The 21,149-nt window shown below is 38.8% G+C and carries 15 protein-coding genes; 7 read left to right on the forward strand and 8 right to left on the reverse strand.

Features of this window, described 5'->3' with window-relative positions; all coding sequences use genetic code 11:
- Positions 1–94: 94 nt before the first annotated feature.
- The 5 genes from EMK97_RS18545 to EMK97_RS18565 form a co-directional block, all read right to left on the reverse strand.
- Positions 95–1,102, reverse strand: coding sequence for an isocitrate dehydrogenase (locus EMK97_RS18545; protein ID WP_130604245.1), 1,008 nt, complete (start codon positions 1,100–1,102; stop codon positions 95–97).
- A gap of 297 nt (positions 1,103–1,399) precedes the next feature.
- Positions 1,400–1,819: a DUF3192 domain-containing protein gene (locus EMK97_RS18550; protein ID WP_130604246.1), complete on the reverse strand. Its 420-nt coding sequence runs from the start codon at positions 1,817–1,819 to the stop codon at positions 1,400–1,402.
- 75 nt (positions 1,820–1,894) lie between these two features.
- Positions 1,895–2,719 (reverse strand): flap endonuclease Xni, encoded by an 825-nt coding sequence (xni, locus tag EMK97_RS18555; protein WP_130604247.1) that lies wholly within the window; start codon positions 2,717–2,719, stop codon positions 1,895–1,897.
- A gap of 3 nt (positions 2,720–2,722) precedes the next feature.
- Positions 2,723–4,078 carry a nucleotide 5'-monophosphate nucleosidase PpnN gene (gene ppnN / locus EMK97_RS18560; RefSeq protein WP_130604248.1) on the reverse strand — a complete coding sequence of 452 codons (1,356 nt, stop codon included), beginning with the start codon at positions 4,076–4,078 and terminating at the stop codon, positions 2,723–2,725.
- A gap of 61 nt (positions 4,079–4,139) precedes the next feature.
- On the reverse strand, positions 4,140–5,738 hold the full coding sequence (locus EMK97_RS18565; protein WP_130604249.1) for a GGDEF domain-containing protein: 1,599 nt from the start codon (positions 5,736–5,738) through the stop codon (positions 4,140–4,142).
- A 313-nt stretch (positions 5,739–6,051) separates the two neighbouring features.
- Here EMK97_RS18565 and EMK97_RS18570 point away from each other — a divergent pair, with 313 nt between their 5' ends.
- The gene (locus EMK97_RS18570; protein ID WP_342774615.1) at positions 6,052–7,842 is read left to right on the forward strand and encodes a M61 family metallopeptidase; all 1,791 of its coding nucleotides are present in this window, start codon (positions 6,052–6,054) and stop codon (positions 7,840–7,842) included.
- 2 nt (positions 7,843–7,844) lie between these two features.
- Here the strand turns inward: EMK97_RS18570 and queF are convergent, their stop codons facing one another.
- Positions 7,845–8,702: an NADPH-dependent 7-cyano-7-deazaguanine reductase QueF gene (queF, locus tag EMK97_RS18575; protein WP_130604250.1), complete on the reverse strand. Its 858-nt coding sequence runs from the start codon at positions 8,700–8,702 to the stop codon at positions 7,845–7,847.
- Positions 8,703–8,756: 54 nt separating this feature from the next.
- Between queF and syd the strand changes: the two genes are divergently transcribed.
- On the forward strand, positions 8,757–9,329 hold the full coding sequence (gene syd, locus EMK97_RS18580; protein WP_130604251.1) for a SecY-interacting protein: 573 nt from the start codon (positions 8,757–8,759) through the stop codon (positions 9,327–9,329).
- 5 nt (positions 9,330–9,334) lie between these two features.
- Here the strand turns inward: syd and EMK97_RS18585 are convergent, their stop codons facing one another.
- Positions 9,335–9,676 carry a DNA-binding protein gene (locus EMK97_RS18585; RefSeq protein ID WP_130604252.1) on the reverse strand — a complete coding sequence of 114 codons (342 nt, stop codon included), beginning with the start codon at positions 9,674–9,676 and terminating at the stop codon, positions 9,335–9,337.
- A gap of 265 nt (positions 9,677–9,941) precedes the next feature.
- On the opposite strand from EMK97_RS18585, the gene EMK97_RS18590 reads away from it, so the two are divergent.
- Both EMK97_RS18590 and EMK97_RS18595 read left to right on the forward strand, forming a co-directional pair.
- Complete coding sequence (locus tag EMK97_RS18590; protein ID WP_130604253.1) at positions 9,942–10,313, forward strand: DUF3192 domain-containing protein; 372 nt, start codon at positions 9,942–9,944, stop codon at positions 10,311–10,313.
- Positions 10,314–10,505: 192 nt separating this feature from the next.
- Positions 10,506–11,144, forward strand: a complete 639-nt coding sequence (locus EMK97_RS18595) for a GNAT family N-acetyltransferase (protein ID WP_130604254.1) — start codon at positions 10,506–10,508, stop codon at positions 11,142–11,144.
- A 158-nt stretch (positions 11,145–11,302) separates the two neighbouring features.
- Here EMK97_RS18595 and EMK97_RS18600 read toward each other — a convergent pair whose 3' ends face one another.
- Positions 11,303–13,690 (reverse strand): S8 family serine peptidase, encoded by a 2,388-nt coding sequence (locus EMK97_RS18600; protein ID WP_130604255.1) that lies wholly within the window; start codon positions 13,688–13,690, stop codon positions 11,303–11,305.
- Between the two features lie 411 nt (positions 13,691–14,101).
- Between EMK97_RS18600 and EMK97_RS18605 the strand changes: the two genes are divergently transcribed.
- The 3 genes from EMK97_RS18605 (at position 14,102) to EMK97_RS18615 (ending at position 21,148) form a co-directional block, all read left to right on the forward strand.
- Positions 14,102–15,934: a S8 family serine peptidase gene (locus tag EMK97_RS18605; RefSeq protein WP_130604256.1), complete on the forward strand. Its 1,833-nt coding sequence runs from the start codon at positions 14,102–14,104 to the stop codon at positions 15,932–15,934.
- 243 nt (positions 15,935–16,177) lie between these two features.
- Complete coding sequence (locus tag EMK97_RS18610; protein ID WP_130604257.1) at positions 16,178–17,905, forward strand: S8 family peptidase; 1,728 nt, start codon at positions 16,178–16,180, stop codon at positions 17,903–17,905.
- A 75-nt stretch (positions 17,906–17,980) separates the two neighbouring features.
- Entirely contained in the window at positions 17,981–21,148 is a 3,168-nt protein-coding gene (locus EMK97_RS18615) for a ligand-binding sensor domain-containing protein (RefSeq protein WP_130604258.1), read from the forward strand.
- The last annotated feature ends 1 nt before the right edge of the window (position 21,149 follow it).

The raw sequence follows: 21,149 nt of genomic DNA on the forward strand, positions 1-21,149 counted from the left end.
CGAAAGAAAGCCGCTAAATTTAGCGGCTTTTTTGTTCAGTTTTGTCTGTCTCGTCCTAAAATGTGTTTACACTTTCAAGGCGAAGCAGTTCGCGTTATAAACGCTCTAATAGTGCTTCGGTAAAATCAGTAGTACCATGCGTACCGCCTAAATCACGTGTGGTGCGATCACCTGAAGCAATAACGTCTGTTAAGGCGTTTCTGATCTTTTCAGCTTTATCTGTCATTTCTAAGTATTCTAACATTTGAATGGCAGCTAAAATAACTGAGGTTGGGTTGGCTAAGTTTTTGCCAGCAATATCAGGCGCGCTGCCGTGCACAGCTTCAAAAATAGCGCAGTTTTCACCAATGTTTGCGCCTGGAGCCATACCTAAACCGCCAACTAAACCCGCACATAAATCTGATAAAATGTCACCAAATAGGTTGGTAGTGACAATGACATCAAATTGCTCAGGGTTCATAACAAGTTGCATACAGCAGTTATCAACGATCATCTCTGTTGATTCAATCTCTGGGTAACGCGCACCAACTTCTCTGGCAACTTTTAGGAATAATCCTGAGGTAGATTTTAAAATATTGGCTTTATGTACGGCTGTTACTTTTTTACGACCTTCTTTACGCGCGGTTTCATAGGCAAAAGTGAGAATCTTTTCTGCACCTTCACGGGTAACAATACTCATCGCTTCTGCTTTAGTACCGTCATCTGAGGTGATTTGACCAGCACCAGAGTACATACCTTGTGTATTTTCACGTACAGTTAGAATATCAATGTTTTCGTAACGTGCTTTCGTGCCCTTAAAAGAAAGTACAGGACGTAAATTGGCATATAAATTAAATTGCTTGCGTAAGGTCACGTTAATTGAGGTGAAGCCTTCGCCAACAGGGGTTGTAAGTGGGCCTTTTAAGGTTATTTTGTTTTTTTCAATTAATGAAATGGTTTCTTCTGGAACTAACTCTCCATGCTTTTCAAGCGCTGCTAAACCTGCGTCAGCGTAATCGTAATCGAAATTACAACCTGCTTTATCTAAAACCTTGATAGTTGCGTCGATAATATCTGGGCCGATGCCATCTCCAGGAATGACAGTGATGGTTTGTTTTGTCATTAGTTCACCTTGTAAAGTATTTATTTTGACTTAAAGCTTAAAAAAGCACTAAGTGATTTATTAGTAGAATGTGCTGCTAATTATGAGTATTACATTAGTATAGAAGCTAATTGTAAAATTAGGCACTGTACGCTTAGGTATAATATGGGGCTAACCTAACGTGTAATGGTGCGTTTTATATCATGTAAACTAGCTGTATGCGAGAATGAAACCTTTCATCGCATAGCACACATCTGACCATAGTAGAACTATGAGCAGATGCTAGCAAGGTGACTTTAGTCTAAGGGAAGAATTTAGTTATACAGAAGAGCTGTGTGATGATTGTTGATAGTTTTCGATAATACCCCATTGAGCAGGGTAGTTATTGCCTAAACCTATCTCCTTTAATACCCCATTAACAAAGAGTAAGAAGGTGCATTCATCTTGCGTGGTTATGCCATCAGATTTGACATGTTGAGTACGATAAAACATCACTTGATATTTGGTATCTTGTACGGTTTTTGCTTCGGTAATATCAGGGCTACCTAGTTGCTCAATGGCTTGATCAAAGGTAAATTCTTCAAGCTTAATTTTAGCGATAAATTGCCTGTTATAGGCTTCTCTATCTTTCCATTCCATTTTATCTGGACTGTCATCATAAAAAGTAACCACTAAGGCAACGAAAATGCCATAGGCTGCTAAAGCAAGTAAAATACGAGAGATAACTTTTTTATTCATTTGATATTAACCTGAAAACGCATTAAGCAAATGATAGCGAGTTGTTCATGACATTAAAAGTCTTTGCAAGATATTTTAATGGTCAATTGGCGTAAGCCTGATATCCTTTAGGTTAAAGCCTAACGGAATATCTTGTTTTAATGTAAGCAGTTGTTTACTCAGCTTCATTTGCTCTTCATTATCGTTAAGTTTATCGCTAATGTTTGCCTTAAGGTCGTCAGCTTGTTGCATGGCTTTTAATGAGCCATATTGGTTTAATAAGTTTGCTGCGGTGACTTGCCCAATACCGGCCACGCCTGGGATTTTATTGGTAGCATCGCCTGTTAATGTCCAAAGGTCGATTAATTGACTTGCTTTGACATTAAACTTATTTTTTATATGTTCATCATCTAAATAACGTCGATTGAAGTGGTCGTAAACCTTGATGTGCAAACTTAATAAAGATAAGAAACCTTTATCAGTTGAAATAATGGTAACGTTTTGTCCATGCAAAGCCATTTTGGTTGCCAGTGTTGCAATTAAGTCATCAGCTTCATCTTCTTCAGAAGTAAGTGAATCTACCCCCAGTTGCATAAAGGCATCTTGAATGTCATTGAGTTTATCCGCTAAAGATTGCGGCATTTTTTTTCTGCCTTTTTTATAACCATCAAATAACTTGTAGCGCCAACAGGGCTGTTGACTATCAAAAACGGCTAAAGCATGACTTGGCTGGTGCTGATGAAGTATTTTCTCTAATGCTTGGCTGCACGCTTGTGCGGTATTAAATAACACTTGCTGTTGGGTTGAGGCTGAAAGCTCACCAGTATCTTGATTTTTTGCATGAATAAAAGGACGCTCCTGAACGGCATAGATGCGCCTGATCAGATTTAGTGCGTCCAGTAATACTAGGTGAGCTGTCACACTTTATTCCTTATGGCTAGCAATAACTTTATAACAAGGTATGTATTCGCTACCTGGCAATTTCATGCGCTGCTGGTCAACAAAAGAAGCGAGCAGTTTATCCATAAGGGCCATGATGGCTTTATCACCTGATATTTCAAATGGGCCATGCTCCCTAATGGCTTTGATACCACCTGACTTTACGTTACCGGCGACTATGCCTGAAAATACTCGGCGTAGATTTGCGGCAAGCTCTGCTGTTTCTTGTTCAAAGCTAATATTAAGCGCTGACATATTTTCATGGCTAGGTTCAAATGGATGTTGAAAATCTTCTTCAATCACTAAAGACCAATTAAAGTGATAGGCATCGCCGGTTTCTTTTCTATAGGCGAGTACTTTAGCTAAGCCTTCCTTCATGGCGATAGCAACTTTAGCAGCATCATCAACAATGATTTGATATAAAGACTGTGCTTCTTTACCTAAGGTTGCGCCAATAAAGGCATCAATTTCTTCAAAGTAGGCTTTAGCACTAGCCGGGCCTGTTAAAATAATAGGTAGTTGCTGATCTTTATTTTCTTTATGCAGCATAATACCCAAAATATAAAGTAACTCTTCTGCTGTTCCTGCACCACCTGGGAAAATAATAATACCATGTGATATACGAACAAAAGCTTCAAGACGCTTTTCAATATCGGGCATGATGACTAATTCATTAACAATAGGGTTTGGCGGCTCAGCAGCAATGATGCTTGGCTCAGTTAAACCAAGATATCGACCGGTTTGAGTACGTTGTTTTGCATGGCCTATAGTTGCACCTTTCATTGGCCCTTTCATTGCACCAGGCCCACAACCAGTACAGATGTTAAAACCACGTAAACCTAATTCATAGCCAACATTTTTGGTGTATTTATACTCATGCTGTTTAATAGAGTGTCCGCCCCAGCAAGTGATTAAATTGGGCTCTGTTTCCGGTAATATGGCATTGGCGTTACGCAAAATATCAAACGTGGCATCGGTGAGCTCAGAAGAGGTTTCTGGCATGCTTGGGTAGCGATTATTAATAAATAAAATATCACGCAATACTGCCGATAAATGCTCGCGAATACCGCGAATTATTTTTCCGTCGACAAAGGCATCTTGTGGCGGGTTATTTAAATCAATTTTTACGCCGCGCTCACGTCTTAATACTTGAATTTCAAAGTCGACAAATTTTTGATAAATGGCTTCGGCGTCATCGGTATTTGAGCCGGCGTTTAATACGGCTAATGAGCAGTTTCTATAAAGGTTATACAGTTCACTGGAGGCTGATTGTTGCAGTTGATCTACTTCAGATTGAGAGAGTAAATTCATATTGCCGACAGGGTTTAATTGTGTTCGCATAATGAACTCCTTTTATGCTGGCTTTACCGGGTTAGAAAATGAAAACAGGGAATGTGGCTGCCTATGTAAGATAGACAACCTGGTTTTTACCTTGAGATTTTGCTTGGTACATCGCTTTATCAGCGCGCTCAAAAGCAATATGAATATTATCATCTTGCTGGATATGAGTGGCGCCCATTGAAAGTGTAATACTCACTTTGTTACTTTTGAATTTAAAGGGTAAACGAGCAACATAGCTGTTTATTTTATTGAGCTCTTTAACTAGCTCGGCTTTAGATGTTGCAGAATAAATTAAGACGAACTCTTCACCGCCATAGCGGCCGACAAAAACATTTTTGCTAACATGTTTTTGAATGGTGTTGGCAATAACTTGCAGCGTTTTATCGCCCGCAGTGTGGCCATAAGTATCATTAATGAGTTTGAAGTCATCAATATCAATCACCACTAATGCTAACTCGTATGCTTGATGGTGGAATCGCACCATAGCTTTGGCAAAGTAGTCATCAAAGGCGGCACGGTTTGCTAATTTGGTTAAGGCATCTTGCATGCTTTTTTGTTGCTGAGCGGCTAACTTTTCTTCAAAAATCTTGCTTTGTTGCTCTAAAAAGTCGACTTTTTCTGCCATTTCTTTTAGCTGGTTAGCAAGCTGTTGTTGGCTTTGTTGCTCAAACTTAGATTTTTGCTCTAAGGTGCCAGCAATAAGTTGTAATTTTTCATTAATATCAGACTTTACTTGGTCTAATGACAAGGCTTTTTTTACTGTGCCTGTCATTTCTATTATTTGGCTTTGTAACTTCTGATTAATTTTATCATTTGCTTGTTGCGATGACTTTTGTGACGTTAAGGTTTCTTTTACCGCGTTTTGTACGGTAGTTAAGGTATCGCTTAAATTTGTTAAGAAGTTTTTAGCGCTGTTTTGTTCGTCTTTAAAGTCGGCAACAATAACATCAAATATTTCCAGAAAGTGCTGAAGCACTTCTTCGTTTGATGTGTCATTTAACAGTTTCTTTTTAATTGCCAGTAATTCATTGGTGTGCTCTTTAGATAAGTTGAGTGCACTCAGGCTAGCTGAAATTCGCTCTATCAGGCTTTCATCTACTGTTGCTGTTTTACTGTCAGCTTTTGCTAGAGCGACATTGTTGGCTTGTAAAAGACCGCCTTTGGGTGGAGCATCTTTTGCTTTTAATGCCGCATCATAAAGTTCAAGAAGTTGGCTTAGTAAAGGAATGTATTGCACAAGCGCGTCTTTACTGGTTTTGGTTTCCTTAAGAAGTGCTCTTAAGGTGCGTCTAACATTATCAGGTAAACCATTGATTTTTTGTAAGCTTTCACCCGCCATATTAAACTGTTCGTGCATGCGGGTAAGGTTTTGTTCATTGGTAATACTATGTTGTTGTAGTAGTTTGGTAATGACAGCAATTTTACTTTCAATTTCTGCAATGGGTGCAGACTTAGTAAATAAGGTTCTTAGTTGAGCTAAACGGTTATCTAGCTCTAAGTCTATGCCTTTTGATACCAGGGATAGCTTGCCAATAAACTGGATCAACAAACTTGATTGAACGCTAAAGTCTTCTTCCAGTGTACTTCGCGATTGAATTGCAGCTTCTAATTTCTTTTTCAACGCCGTGACTTGCTGTTCAGCTACAGACTTGCTACTCATAAAAATGCTTTATCCTTTACGACACTATGTATTGTCTTACTTATATTTCTGGGAAGCGCTATTTCTTGTTGTTATTAACGAATGCATGAATTAGCAAACCAGTAATCACCATAATGATATTAGTATAAGACAAATAATCAAACAAATAAGCTATAACTTTAGTAAATATCGTAAAAATTAATGATTTATTGTTTTAAATTAGCTTTACTTTAATCAATGGATATTGAGCTTTTATATTTGCTTGCCTTTTCACTGTTGGAGTTGTGATTCCTTTATGATTATTTTTACCGTCAAACAAATGCGTACATGCGTTATGAGCATTTTTTTATTTTTTTTAGCCGTTGTAAGTCAACACGCTTTTGCTCAAGTCAAGGTGAATATTAGCTTGATTTCACCTGAGCACCATTTAGCCAATGTCGATATTATTTTCCCTGCAACTGCAGAAGATACCTTAACCTTGTACCTGCCTACCTGGCGTACAGGTCGTTATCAAATACTGAACTTAGCCAATGGCATTCGAAACTTTGCCGTAACGGCCGATAATACTGAGCTAAATTGGCGAAAAACGGCTAAGGATAGCTGGGAAATTTCCGGCGTAAAAAATCAGGTCATTAAAGTATCTTATCAAGTCTATGCTAATCAGTTGTCATACCGAACACGACATATCGATGATAGCCATGCGTTTTTAGATAACTCAACCGTCATCATGTACAGTAAGCATAGTCGACCTGAAGAGCATATTATTAGCTTACAAGTACCTAATAAGTGGCGTAGTGTTTCTGGTTTAGCTTATGGCAGTCAAGCACACCAATTTATCGCGCCAAATTATGATGTATTGGCTGACTCGCCGATTGAAACGGGCATCAATGAATTTCACCATTTTACCGTAGCAGGTCGCAACTATGAGTTAGTTATCTGGGGGCAGGGTAATTACGATAGTAAGAAAATGCTTAATGATTTAAAGATTATGGTTAAGCAAAGTAAACATATATGGCAAGACTACCCATTCTCCCGTTATGTTTTTATGGTGCATGCAACCAGTGGTGCACGGGGAGCAACAGAGCATTTAAATTCAACTATTATACAAGGCTCGCGTTTTCAGTTTTCACAAAGAAAAGATTATTTAGACTTTTTGTTAACCGCAGCTCATGAGTTTGTTCATACATGGAATGTGAAGCAATATCGGCCTAAAGGCTTAGTTCCTTATGATTATCAGCAAGAGAATTATTCTAATTTACTTTGGTTAGCTGAAGGCTCAACAAGTTATTTGCAAAGTCAGTTATTAACAAGAGGCGACTTGATAACAAGTAAAGAGTTTTTAGATAAACTTGCTAAGCGTATTACAGGCTACCTGCGCAAACCGGGTAGAGATAGCCAAACTATTGCGCAAGCAAGTTTTGATGCTTGGATAAATGAGTCAGGAGATTATGGCAATAACCACAGCGTCAATATTTATTCAGAAGGTTACTTGGTGTCTTGGCTACTTGATTTTGATATTTTAACGCGAAGCAAATTAAAGAAAAGTTATCGAGATGTACATAATTTACTGTATAAGCATCACCGCATACCGAAAAGTTATGACGAAGCTGATGTGCTTGCTATTTTAAAGCAGATTACAGGGGAAGATTATAACGCGTGGTGGCAGAAAAATATTCATGGTTTTGCTAAGCCTGATTTTAATCAGTTATTGTCTAAGGCAGGGCTGACAATAAAGTACAGTAATAGTGCAAGCGGTAAAAAAGCGAAAGGCCAAGCATTTACCGGGGTTAAAACTAAAAAGCATAGTCATGGCTTAATGGTTACTCATGTAGAAAAAAATAGCCCAGCCTGGCGGGCAGGCTTAACCACAGATGATATTATCATTGCGATAGATGACTTAAGGTTAGTAGGTGATACTATGGCGAATCGTTTAAAAGACTTTTCGCCAGAGCAATCAGTTAAAGTAACCTTTTTTCGCCGAGATCAGCTAATGAACCAAAACATGACACTTGCTAAAATCCCAAAAGGTAAGCTGATGATCGTGCCAGTAACTAAGGCGAGTAAAAAGCAAAAAGCTTTTTTTAACGCTTGGACAGGCCTACCTTTCCCAATGAGTAGAGGTTAGTGTTATTGCCTTAATGTTCGACCATGGGGAGCACTGTCAAGATGAGTGCTCCTAAAGGGGTTTATATCTAAACCGCCACGGCGGGTATAACGGGCAAACACAGTTAATTGTTCTAATTGACAAAACTGTTGCAAGTCACAAAATATACGTTCAACGCATTGTTCGTGAAACTCATTGTGCTCTCTAAAAGAGATTAAATACTTTAACAAAGCACCATGGTTAATCTTTTTACCTGTGTAGGTTATGTAAATACTAGCCCAATCGGGTTGATTGGTGATTAAACAATTTGACTTTAATAAGTGGCTTACCAATTGCTCTTGGGTGTTTTCTGAGTCTTGCTGTTGGGCATTAGCTAATAACTGCGCATCAAAGTCATAATGAGTTACTGTAATATCTTCATCATCAATACAGTAACTGGTTTTATCAGCTGATTTTATTTCCAGTGCAGGGCAGTCATCGACAGAAAATAGCTTAACAATAGCGCTAGCACCAGCAACCTCTGATAAGTCTTTAGTTAGCACTTTTTCAACTTCTTCGCGGCTTGCAAACTTGCTTTGGTTAAAGCTATTTAAGTACAGCTTAAAGGATTTAGATTCGATAATATTTGGGCTTGTGCACGGAAACCTAAATTCAGCAACGGCAACTTGCGGCTTGCCTTTTGGATTTAGCCAAGATAATTCATAACCGTACCAAACATCTTCACCGTAAAAAGGTAAACTTTCATTGCAAAGTGCTAAATCATCCCGGTTTAAACTTCTTGGTACTCCTTGAAGTAAATTTGCGTTATATTCACTGCAATATTGCGTTGCTTTGCCTAAGGTCAGTGTACTTAGCTCTTTTGCGTTTTGATAGGTAGCCATATAGTTTTCTGTTGATACTGTTTTATTCACTATTTTAAAGGATATTCATTGTAGATGACATCTTCAAAGACAAATTTACCACAAGTTCTCCGACAATTTTCCCGTAACTACCTGGATGCTTTTTCTCAGGCGCATGGCCACCTGCCATTAGTAGAGACAGATGAAGATTGGATTTCACCTTGTGAACAGGGCAAGGCTAATGAAAACGAAAGCTATTGGCAGCCTGTTGAGATAGCTCAACTTGATCAGCAGCAGACATTAACTTTCGACAATGTCGAGTCGGCATTGGAGATAAACCTGCATCCGGATATCATTACTTATTTTACTACCTTATACAGCGAGAGCATCAACGCCAGTAGTGAAGATGGCAAGTTGTCATTGCTATTTGCATGGAATTTTGATGATTTTCAACGTTTGCAGGAAAATATTATTGGTCATATTTTAATGAAGCGAAAGCTAAAACAGGCTGAAACTATTTTTTTTGCCGTCACTGATGCTGAAGATATTATTGTTAGTCTTGCTAATGCTAGCGGTGAAATATGGGCTGAACGGGTGGGTTGTAAGCCGCATAAAAAGCTGGCTAATTCCTTAGCTGATTATATTGGCCAATTAACCCCTGAAGTTTAGCTGCGTCAATCTTGTTGTTTAAGTTGCTTAGTTAACTCTTTAATCAGCGCTTTCATATCGCTTAGCTCTTTTTTCATTTCAGCAAGCTCTTGGTTAAGGGTTTGTTGAATGAGCTTTTTCATATCATCATTGACTTGAGTTGGCGACTCTGCCAGCTCTATCGGCTTTTCATCTTCGCACTCAATGGCGATAAAGTCAGGTTCATGTTGCCAAGTTTTTAATGTGCTGATAATTGTTGGCAGTGGCACATTTTTATTAAGCTTGGCTTTAATTAACGCCACGCTAGGCTTTTTCCCTTCGTTAGCCAATTTATTTGCGCAGATTAAAATTTCGTCGATAATTGTCATTTTGCTTAAACACCCTTAGTAAGTTAACTAATTCAACTATATTTTAGCTAAAAATGCTAATCATATCACGACCTCATCATATTAAAACTTATAAAGTGCATATATTTCAATGGTTTGCTATTGTGGTTTGCTTTTTGCTCTTAAGAATATGAGTTAGCGTAAATTAACAAGCGCATTGGTTTGTTAACGGCTAAATATTAAAAATAAAGACTGTTCAGTTTGATTATTTAACTCAATGTTCAGTTGACTTCAAAGGGAAAAAAACATGAAAAAATCATTATTAGCTTTATTGGTTGCCGCACCTTTAGCATTAACTTTATCAGGTTGTGTTATTTCAGTTAAAGATGGTGAAATTGATCACAGCTTTATGTCAGATCATGAAGATAGAGCCTATTCAAATCGCAAAAAGATCGCAAAAGTCCAGTTAGGGTCAAGTTTTGCTGATATGCAAGAAACCTTGGGGGTTGCAGATTTTTCAGAAACCTATACTGACGGGGAGCAAACGGTACGAGTGCTATATTATCGCACGCAACGTAAACATAAAGATGGTTTAACAACGAAAGATGAATGTACTTATTTACAGTTTGTTGATGGCTCACTGGTTCAGACAGGCAATGGTGATGAATACAAACGATAATTTAGCCCGTTAGTAAAAAATCAGCCTCGCAAACCCGCGGGGCTGAATTGTTTTACATGATTAATATATAAGCTGAAATTTTATCTCTATAATTAAATTTGACCTGATTTAAATTATGCTGGTAAGGTGCATAGTTGATTTTGTTGATAAATCTAACGTAATTAATCCACCATATAGAGTTGGAGAGTTAAAATGACAGACACGGTTTCTAGCATCGAAGATGTTGAGGTTAAAGCCACCTATTTAAATGCCCATGAGCTAAAGTTAGCGGCTTCATTGTTATATCAAGCCTATCATGATGATCCTGTCTTTTTAGAAATCTTTAACGGTAATAAAGCTGATTATGAACAAAGATTAAGAGCGGCGATACGTGAAGAGCTAAACGCGTTTTGGCAAGCCAATCAACCTATGGTTGGTTTATATTTAGGCGAAACTATGGTCGGCGTTGCCTGTTTAAATAGCCCTGATGAGACGTTATCAAGTGAGCGCTTTTGGCACTGGCGTTTAAAAATGTTGTTAAATGCAGGCTATTTTAGTACCAAGCAAATGATCCAAAAAGAGCAAGCAGTGTTTTCTGCTGTGCCGTTAAAGAAGTTTCATTTATTATCTTTTATCGCAGTGCACCCGTTGCATCAACAGCATGGTTTTGGTCACTATTTAATGGCTGCTGTTAACACTGTACTTGATGAACACCCAGACAGTGAAGGTGTTGCTGTGTATGCAACCTCAGGAAAATTTAAATCGTTTTTTGAGAATGTCGATTATCAAACTGTTGCTGAAGTGAATGTTGGCGATGTATCAGGCGCTGTCATGGTGCATTATCGCAAGTAACTGTTAAGTGGTTTAATTGTGCTTGTTTATTACTTATATAGGCACAGAATTATTATAGGCACAGAATTATTAAAGCCAAAAGCAATCAAGTTGATTCCTTTTGGCTTTTTTTATGTTAGCTGAGCCACCCTAATGTATTCACTTTAGGGGGCAAGCTATTAAGGGTTATACACTACATCTAATGAAAGCCCGCTAACAGCAGAGTAGCCGTAAATACCTATGTGCCAAGTATCTGCAACTGGGTTAGTAAATGAACAGCTTTCAGTATTACCACTTTTATAGGGACGACAGTCATAGCTAGAGCTTGTTGGCTGTGCACCACGTTTAATATATAAGTCGGCATCACCTGTGCCACCACTAATATTAAAGTCTAGTGTTGACATACCGGCTGGCACATCAATAGTGTAGTATTTCCACGCTCTACGGCTAATGCTGATATCAGATACGTTTGCACTACCACCCGTTGCGCCACCTGATGAACCACCAGAATTATCTGTGTAACTTGCCGTTAGTGAAACACCTGAGAAGCTTGAGTAAGCGACAAGCTTAACATGATAGGTACCTGCTTGGGCTGAGGCGATAGGACAGCTTTCGCTATTGCCACTTTTATAAGGGCGACAATCATAGCTGCTGCTCGTTGGTGCTGAGCCAAATTTAACGTATAGATCAGCATCACCTGTGCCGCCAGAGATATCAAAGGTTAAGTCAGTAGCATTTGCAGGAACTTCAAGGGTAAAGCTTAACTCTTGGCCACTTGCTGCTGAAAGGTTAGTTTTAGCTACACCATTTTCTAAGCTATTACCGCTACTTGGTGGTGGAGTTGTGCCGCCATCGCCACAAGCATTTGCTAACGCATCGGATGCGGCTTTCGCTTGTACTAGACCATAACCAGTTTTATCATCTCGTCCAGCTGATTCTAAATCAACGGCAGTTGATTTTAACGCATTACGTACTTGTGTCGCAGTACAGTTAGGATTGTTACTCCATACTAATGCTGCGACACCGGCAACATGAGGCGTAGCCATAGAAGTACCATTATAATAAGCATGGTCTTGGTTCGCACTAACATTTAGGCTGACATTGCTACCTAATTGGCTGGCTAATTGTTGACTTAATGTTCTGTTCACCGATACGGTTGGAACATTTACAGCACTTGTGCCATCTACTAAGAATGGGTTTTGTAACCCGGGTCTTTCGCTATTACTGTATACGATAATACCTGCAGCGCCAGCATCAGCACAGGCTTTAGCAGGATTGATTTCAGGGTAGTTGCTACCTTTTTGATTGTCATTACGTTCTGCTAAACAAATATTTCCTGAAACATTGCTGCTACAGTTGTAGCTGCTACCTGAAATAGTACAGCTTGCTAAAATACCTGAGGCTGTACCGTTGACATCGCTTATAGAGTAACTGCCACCACTTTCAACATACCTACTTTGAGGAACAACTTCATCATTTGCATAAGTGTTTGAGCCGATAGTGATTGAGCCTAATCGTCCGTCTCCTGCAACGGTTGATAAAATCGCTTCACCAGGCGCGGCAATTTCCACTTGGCTAGTATATTGTGAAAATTCAGCGTGTTGACCATTTTGATCAACAGCACCTACTGCCATAACAACGTCATAAGATGCCGGATAAGATAAGGTGGCATTACCATCATTGCCTGAGGCAGCAATTAATAATACGCCGGTATCTGCCGCCGCTTGTAGCGCATTTTTTTCAGTATTTGAAGAGCCTGAGCCACCAAGACTCATGTTAACGACCTTAGCACCATTATTGACACAAGTATCGACCGCATCAGATAAATCACCCGAGTAACCCCAGCCGCTTTCATTAAATACTTTAACAATATGTAAATTAACATTGGTGTTAGGTAAGATACCAACCACGCCTTCACTGTTGTTTACCGCTGCTATGGTACCTGCAACATGAGTACCGTGCGAGCCACCCGCTTGATACCAGTTACCTGTACCTGAGTTATTGGTACCTGTTGCGTTATTCGCATTAAGGTCTGGGTTTGATTGTTGATAGCCTGAGTCGATAATACATACCGTCATATTCGCAGCATCAGTATCTGCTAATAAGTCAGATTGAGTATTACTGATCCCCCAAGGCTCATTTTGTGAGAATAAAAAACGCTGATAATCCGGTTCAATTGATTCAACCGCAGGGTGTCTGCGCATTTGCTCAAGTAGCTTTTCAATGTCTTTAACATGTTTTAGCTCGCCCATTGAAATTACATGGCTACCACTTTTTAATACTTTGACGTGTGCTAAATCTAGACCGACTTTTTTGGCTAAACCAGGTGGTATAAAAGGACCATGCTTCTTATCTTTAAAAGTAATAATTAACTGATCAGTATAGTCATTACGGTTTAATTTTTGTTGCTCACGCCACGTTGCAAAGTCAGCTTGTGCTGATTTCTGTTGTGATACTGCCTTGGCTGCACTTTTTAAATTCGCCGGCGCTGAAAGTACGCTTGTGCTGGTAGCAGCAACAATCGCTATGGTTAGCGTATTTAGCAGGTATTTATTTTGACTCTTCATTTAATGGTGTCTCCATTATGTTTTTAGATGAGAGATAGCTTTTCGCTATTCTTGTTTTTTTGTTAGTGATTGAAGTCACTTCAACCTTATTCATCTTGTAATTTATCTGGACTTACCACTAGTAAATAACAGACGTTTATTCGCGACTTTACGACGAGGAAAGGAAAAATTTAAATTTTATCTATTTATTTAAGTGTTTGATTTTTACGTGTTACTTTTGCTTGTGACGTTTTTGTACGAAAACCTGTCGTGATTTTACTAGGTGCGCTTTGCTAGTTAGGTAGTATCGATAGCACTTGCAGTTAGGACGCACTTCAATGTCATAACAATAATAATATGAAGATGCAGAATGGATGCTGAATTAATTATAAATCTAATAATAAAACATACCCTCGGGTGGAGAGAAGATAGATGAAACTTTCAAAATTTACGAGTTCAATGGTAGCAGTTGCAATTTCAGGTGTATTTAGCGCACAAGCTGCAGACGATAGATACATTATTCAAGTAGACAACAACAGCAAAGGTATTGTTAAAGCACTAGCAAAAAAAGTGGGTGGTGAGCTTAAAGTAGAAGGTAATGGCTTTATTGCTGCTTCATTTAACGGTAAAGATTTATCACAAGTTAAAGGTTTATTAAATAATCCACACGTAAAAGTTGTTGAAGAAGATCAACGTCGTATGCCATTAGCTGCCTATAGTGATGATGCTGGTAACCCGATGACATCACAATTAACGCCTTATGCAGTTTATCAGTCACAAGCCGATCAAGTGAATTTTAATGCGTCAGCGGGTATGAAAGTTTGTGTTATTGATTCAGGTTTAGATCGTTCAAACCCAGATTTTGCTTGGAATAACATTACTGGTGATAATGATTCAGGTACAGGCAACTGGGATGAGCACGGTGGTCCACACGGTACTCATGTTGCTGGTACTATTGGTGCAGCAGATAACAATGTTGGTGTTGTTGGTATGGCACCTGGCGTTGATATGCATATTATTAAAGTATTTAACGCTGACGGTTGGGGCTACTCTTCTGACCTTGCTTATGCTGCGGAAAAATGTAGTGCAGCAGGCGCTAACATTATTAGCATGAGCCTTGGTGGTGGTGGTGCAAACAGCACTGAAGAAAACGCCTTTAAGGCCTTTACTAATGATGGTGGTTTAGTACTAGCTGCAGCAGGTAATGACGGTAACAATGTTCGTTCTTATCCAGCGGGTTACTCTTCAGTTATGATGGTTGGTGCAAATGATGCTGACAACAATATTGCTGATTTCTCACAATTTCCAAGCTGTACAGTAACAGGTGGTAAAGGTAAAAACCGTACTACATCAACTGATGAAACAATTTGTGTTGAAGTAACCGCAGGTGGTGTTGATACTTTATCAACTTACCCAGCAGATATGGCAACCAGTGCTTCAATGTCAGCTGATGGTCAAGCCTTTGCTTCATCTTCAATGGAAAATGCAGGTAATGCATCAGGTAATACTTACTATATGGGTACTGCCGAAGCAACAGACTCTGGCGCTAATGGTAATATTTGTGTTATTGACCGTGGTAACATCTCGTTCCATGACAAAGTACAAAACTGTGAAAACTCAGGCGGTGTAGGCGCTATTATTATCAATAATGAAGCGGGTATGTTATATGCTACGCTTGGTGATACAAACGCAACTAGCATTCCTGCTGTTGGTGCGGCTTTTGAAGATAGAAGCGCACTATTAGCGGCGTCTACTGCAGATATTGCCATTGGTACAAGTGACTACGGCTTTATGAGTGGTACATCAATGGCGACTCCTGCTGTTTCTGGTATTGCTGCGTTAGTATGGTCTAATCACAATGGTTGTACGGGTACTGAAATTCGTGAAGCATTAAAAGCAACGGCTCAAGATGCTGGTAGTGCAGGTCATGATGTTTATTTCGGCCATGGTATTGTTAAAGCAAAAGCTGCAAGTGATTACTTAACAGCAAATGGCTGTGGTGGTGATGTAACTCCACCTCCTACTGGTGGTGATATTACATTGAGCATTTCGACTTCAACGAGTAAGCGTAAGACCAATGTTACTTTATCTTGGACAGATGCAACAACTGCTAACGTTGACATTTACCGTAATGGTTCGCTATTAGGTTCTACAGCTAATGACGGTTCATACACAGAGAGCTTTAGAAAGTCAGGTTCTTACACATACAAAGTATGTGACCAAGGAACAGACAACTGTTCAAATGAGCAATCTGTTTCTTTCTAATTACCTTAGGTAAATAATAATATCCAGCTTGCTTTTAGTAAGCTGGATATTGTCGTTTAAGCGATAAAGTAATTCTGTTGTAGTAAGAAATTACCTTTTTATTAGTTGACATATGCCGTCATATCTCGCTATGTTGCATAGTCTACCTCTAATTAACGATATATTAACAAATGTAATACTGTATATCATTTTTGAGTTGCTTGTCGTTTTGGGCCACTAGTTGTAATAAATATAGGAGAGGTTATGAAATCTTCCGCTTATTTAAGAATAATAAAACCGAGTTTAGTCATCATACTCGCTTTGATGTTGCTGATTGGCTTGGCATCATTGAAATGGAATAATGAAAATACACTAAGTCAGTCATATATTATTTCAGCAAAGGATTACGATGGTCTGAAAAGTAAGTTAGCGCAATTAAAGTTAACCACTAGCCATGAATTAAGCATTATTAATGCGGTTGCTGCAAATTTAACACAAGCGCAATTAGCATTATTAAAGCAATCAATTAATGTGGATGTAACGCCTAATTACAGTGTTGAGTTGGCAGCAAATAATGGCTGGCGTAAGGGGCAACGTCGCTGGCAACCTGAAGCAACAGTAGCGCAGTTTATTGAAGCAGGTGAGGCACATAGTAGTCGTAATTTTGGTGATGGCGTAACCATTGGCTTTTTGGACACAGGTTTAGATCAACTATCAGGCTTATCAACTGATTTATATGGTAAAGATAAAGCCTGGGGTACCTATGATGCGATTAATAATAGCGTGCATAACTATGACGATGAGGCCAACGGCCATGGCACACATGTAGCTAGCATAGCTGGCAACAGTGATTTTGATATTAACGGTAAATTATATGGTGTAGCACCGAATGCAGCTATTGTCGGTATCAAGGCGTTTGATTATGAAGGTAAGGCGACTTATGCCGATGTTATTCGTGGTATTGAATGGGCACTGCAAGTAAAAGATGATATCAATTTACGTGTGTTAAATATGTCCTTCAGTGGCCCGGTACGTTCTTTATATTGGCAGGATCCACTTAATCAAGCGGTGATGAAAGCTTGGCAAGCAGGTATTGTGGTGGTCGCTTCAGCTGGTAATAAAGGCCCTGAGCCAATGACAGTTGGGGTGCCAGGTAATGTACCTTATATTATCACGGTAGGTGCTATGACTGACTCTTATACTAAGTCACTTACAACAGATGATAAGTTAGCAAGCTTTAGCTCAGCAGGTCCGACACCATCAGGTTTTGTTAAGCCTGATGTACTTGCCCCAGGTGGTCATTTATCTGGCTTGATGTCGTTTGATTCACAAATTGTTAATGAGCACCCAGAGTTTCACGATGGTGGCCGTTATTTTCAAATGTCAGGTACATCTCAAGCCGCAGCCGTTGTCTCAGGTGTGGTCGCTTTGATGTTAACTGAAAACCCTGCACTTACGCCTGATGATGTAAAATGTCGATTACTTGATAGTGCCCATATCGCAACTAAAGATAATGGCCAGCGTGCTTATAGTGTTTTCCAACAAGGCGCTGGTGTTGTTAATGCAAAAGGGGCTTTAGCAACTACAGCGTCAGGGTGTGCTAACCAGTCACTAAATATCGCGAAAGATTTAAATAATGAAAATCATTATTTTGGTCCTGCGAATATTAATGAAGACGGTAATTTTTATATAGAAGGTTTAGGTGATGAATATGTTTGGCAAAGGGATGAGCCGACATTAGATGGTAGCGCATTAATTTGGAAGGTAAACTACGAAGAACAATTTGCTGCTTGGCAAGATAATGCCACGACAGATGCATTGATTTGGAAAGTAAACTTTGAAACCGATGCGTTAATTTGGAAAGTCAACTTAGAGTCAGATGCATTAATTTGGAAAGTTAACTTGGAAACCGATGCGCTGATTTGGAAGGTGAACTTGGAAGAAAATGGCGTTTCAAATATCGCCATTAATCACTGGGTCGACCAACAATAAAGCCAATAAAAAGCCTCTTTTAAGAGGCTTTTTCAATCCAGCTTATCCTCCTATAGACATACCTAGGTTATTTGTATGCTCAATCGATGTATTTTTATCATTCTCTTATTGGTGAGTAACTTTGCTCTTGCCGAACAAGTCAAATTATTCAAGAGTTTTACTCCTGATAACCCGTTATCTTATCAATTTGTACGCTCAATAGTTCAGGATGATGACGGTTTTATATGGTTAGGCTCCCATGAAGGTTTACATCGATATGACGGTAAACATTTTGTGAGCTACCACCATGATGCGCAGATAGAAAATTCATTAAGCTCTGATGTTGTTAGCACTATGCTAATTGATAGCAAGCAAAGGTTCTGGGTTGCGACATCGGGCGCAGGTTTAAATTTATATCAAGAGCTGAGTAAAAATTTTCAGCATTTTTCCACCTTAACCGAAGACGCTAAGCTGACAAATGATGTTATCAATAGTTTATTTGAAGACAGTGAAGGCAAACTTTGGATAGGTACAGAAAAAGGCTTAAATATACTTAGTGTTAAAGATAACCATTGGCATGTTCAGCAGATAGCACAAGTATTAGGTAATGAAAACAGTTTAACACACGATACTATTCATGATGTTATTCAAGTTAATAACAATGAAGTTTGGGTGGCAACCCATGGCGGCGGTATTTCCGTATTTTCATTGCAAGGGCAGTTTATTCGAGCAATCAAATTTGGTGATAGCAATTCAAGTAGCTATAGCAATAAGTTCGTTAATTCGATGTTTTTGGATAACAAGCAGAATGTCTGGATAGGGACGGTTGATAGCGGTTTGCTGAGATATCACTTGCCGAGCAAACAATTACAGCAGTATCAATATAGTGAAAAAGATCAACATAGTATCGCCAGCAATAATATCAAAGAAATCTATCAAGATTCTAAACAGCAATTATGGATAGCAACAGATAAAGGCTTGATAATCTATCAAGAAAATACAGATAACTTTAAGCGCTATAATCACGCTGCCACAGATCCTTTTAGCTTAAATAACGATTTTATTTTATGCTTCTTTGAAGATAAAAATAATATGATGTGGATTGGTACATTTACCGGGGTTAATCGTTATGACCCAAATATGGCAAGTTTTCGCCAATACAGCTCTATCAACCATCCAGCACTTAGTAATAATAATGTCACAAGCTTTAGTCAGTTAGATCCTGAGCGCATTTTATTTAGCACTTATAGTGGCGGTATTTATCAATTATCTGTCAGTGATAATGTCATTACTCAGTTTCAGCTTGATGATTATTTTTCTGAGCTTAGGATCATGACCACTTATATTGACCATAAAACTAATAGCCTTTGGCTTGGCACAAGAACCGATGGGCTTTATCAAATTAATTTAACGTCAAAAGCGGTCGTGCATTATCAACACGAACCAGACAATATCGACTCTATTTCCGCTAATAGCATTACTGATATCGTTAAAGACTTAAATGGCAACATTTGGGTGGCTACTTTTCATCAGGGACTAAATAAGCTTAATAGTGATGGCAGTTTTACTCGCTATATTAAACAGCAATCTCAGCCGTCTTTGGGCCCCAGTAGTAATCATATTTTGCAGTTATTAGTCGATGTTGATGGCACTATATGGCTGGGCACTTATGGCGGCGGGCTCAATCGGTTCTTTCCTGAAAAAAATCAGTTTATTCATATAAAGAACGTAAAAGGCGAGAGTGATTCAATATCAAGTGATATCGCTTGGGTGTTACTGCAAGATAATCAAAAGAATATATGGGTCGGTACTCAGGCGGCAGGCTTGAACTTATTAAGTCATGAAAATTTTGAGCGTGAGCACTACACCTTTAGCCATTTTGATACCAAGGATGGTCTTAAAAGTAGAACGGTTTACGGTATTGCTCAAGATAAAGAAGGGGATATTTGGTTCAGTACAAATAAAGGGCTTACTCGTTTTTCTCCGTTAAAGAATAAGTTTGTCCACTTTGATTTAAGCCATGGTTTAATTGATTTGGAATATAATCATAGTTCAGTCTTTTTAGCTGCTGATAACACGATATATTTTGGTGCGGGTAAAGGGATCAGCAGTGTTAAACCTGAAGATATTAATGGTTTATATAATGTACCTGACGTTAAGTTAACTAACGTGATGAAATTAAACGAGCCAATGTCATTTAGTAAACCCTTGACACATATTGACGCGCTAACGTTTGACTACAGTGATAACCTCATTTCATTTGAATATGCTGGTTTAAATTATTCAAATCCAAAGGCGACCCGCTATAAATATCGGTTATTAGGCTTTGAGCAGCAATGGATAAATGCTGGAGATGCTACTAGAGCCACGTACACGAATTTACCCCCGGGACAATATCAATTACAAATTATAGCCAGCAGTAGTGATGAGCTATGGAGTAAACCTTATCAAGTTGAAATTAACGTAAAACCAGCACCTTGGAACACTTGGTGGGCATATTTGGCCTATGCAGTTATTATTGCCTTATCCTTATTGCTCTATGCTAAAGCCTTAAACCGCAAGTTATTACAAGAGCAGCAGCAAAAAGAATTACTCAAGCAACAGGTTGCAGAAAAAACCGAAAGATATTTATCAAAAAATACTGAGTTAGAGCATGCTAATAAGCAACTAGAAAAGGCTGCTACCATTGACAAGGTGACAGGTATTAAGAGTCGCCGCTATTTAGATATTTATATTGAACAAGCCAGCCAGTTGATGAATAATATCCACCAAAACCTACTGCCTATTCAACGTAGTGTGCTGCCAAGGCTTTATATTGTTATGGTGCGTATCAATGATATGTCGACAATATCTAATAGCCAGCTCATTAACTTAACCGATCTTTTACTATACAGTAGAAACCCTGAGGATCTCGTTATTCGTTGGGCAGATGACACCTTTGCCATTATTGGTTATGAAAAAGAAAACAGCGCTGCTGAATTATCTCATAGTTTGGCGAAAAAGTTGCCAAGTGCCTTTGAAAACCAAGTTTGTCTTAGCTTAGCCTATTCTTTTTATCCCTTTAACATTGAACAGCCAGTTGAGACATCCTGGGATCAGGTTAATGTCTTGATTGAGCTTGGCTTAAATCTCGTGGAAAGAGAAGCCAATGTTCAATGGTTGGGGTTATGTAAGCCAAAGGAGCAGCCGTTTGACTATTTATCTGTATTACAACAACATACCTTGGATGAGCTGAAAAACAATATTGTCATTAAGCATGGTTAGC

It is taken from the genome of Litorilituus sediminis (assembly GCF_004295665.1).
In the GTDB taxonomy this organism is placed as follows: domain Bacteria; phylum Pseudomonadota; class Gammaproteobacteria; order Enterobacterales; family Alteromonadaceae; genus Colwellia; species Colwellia sediminis.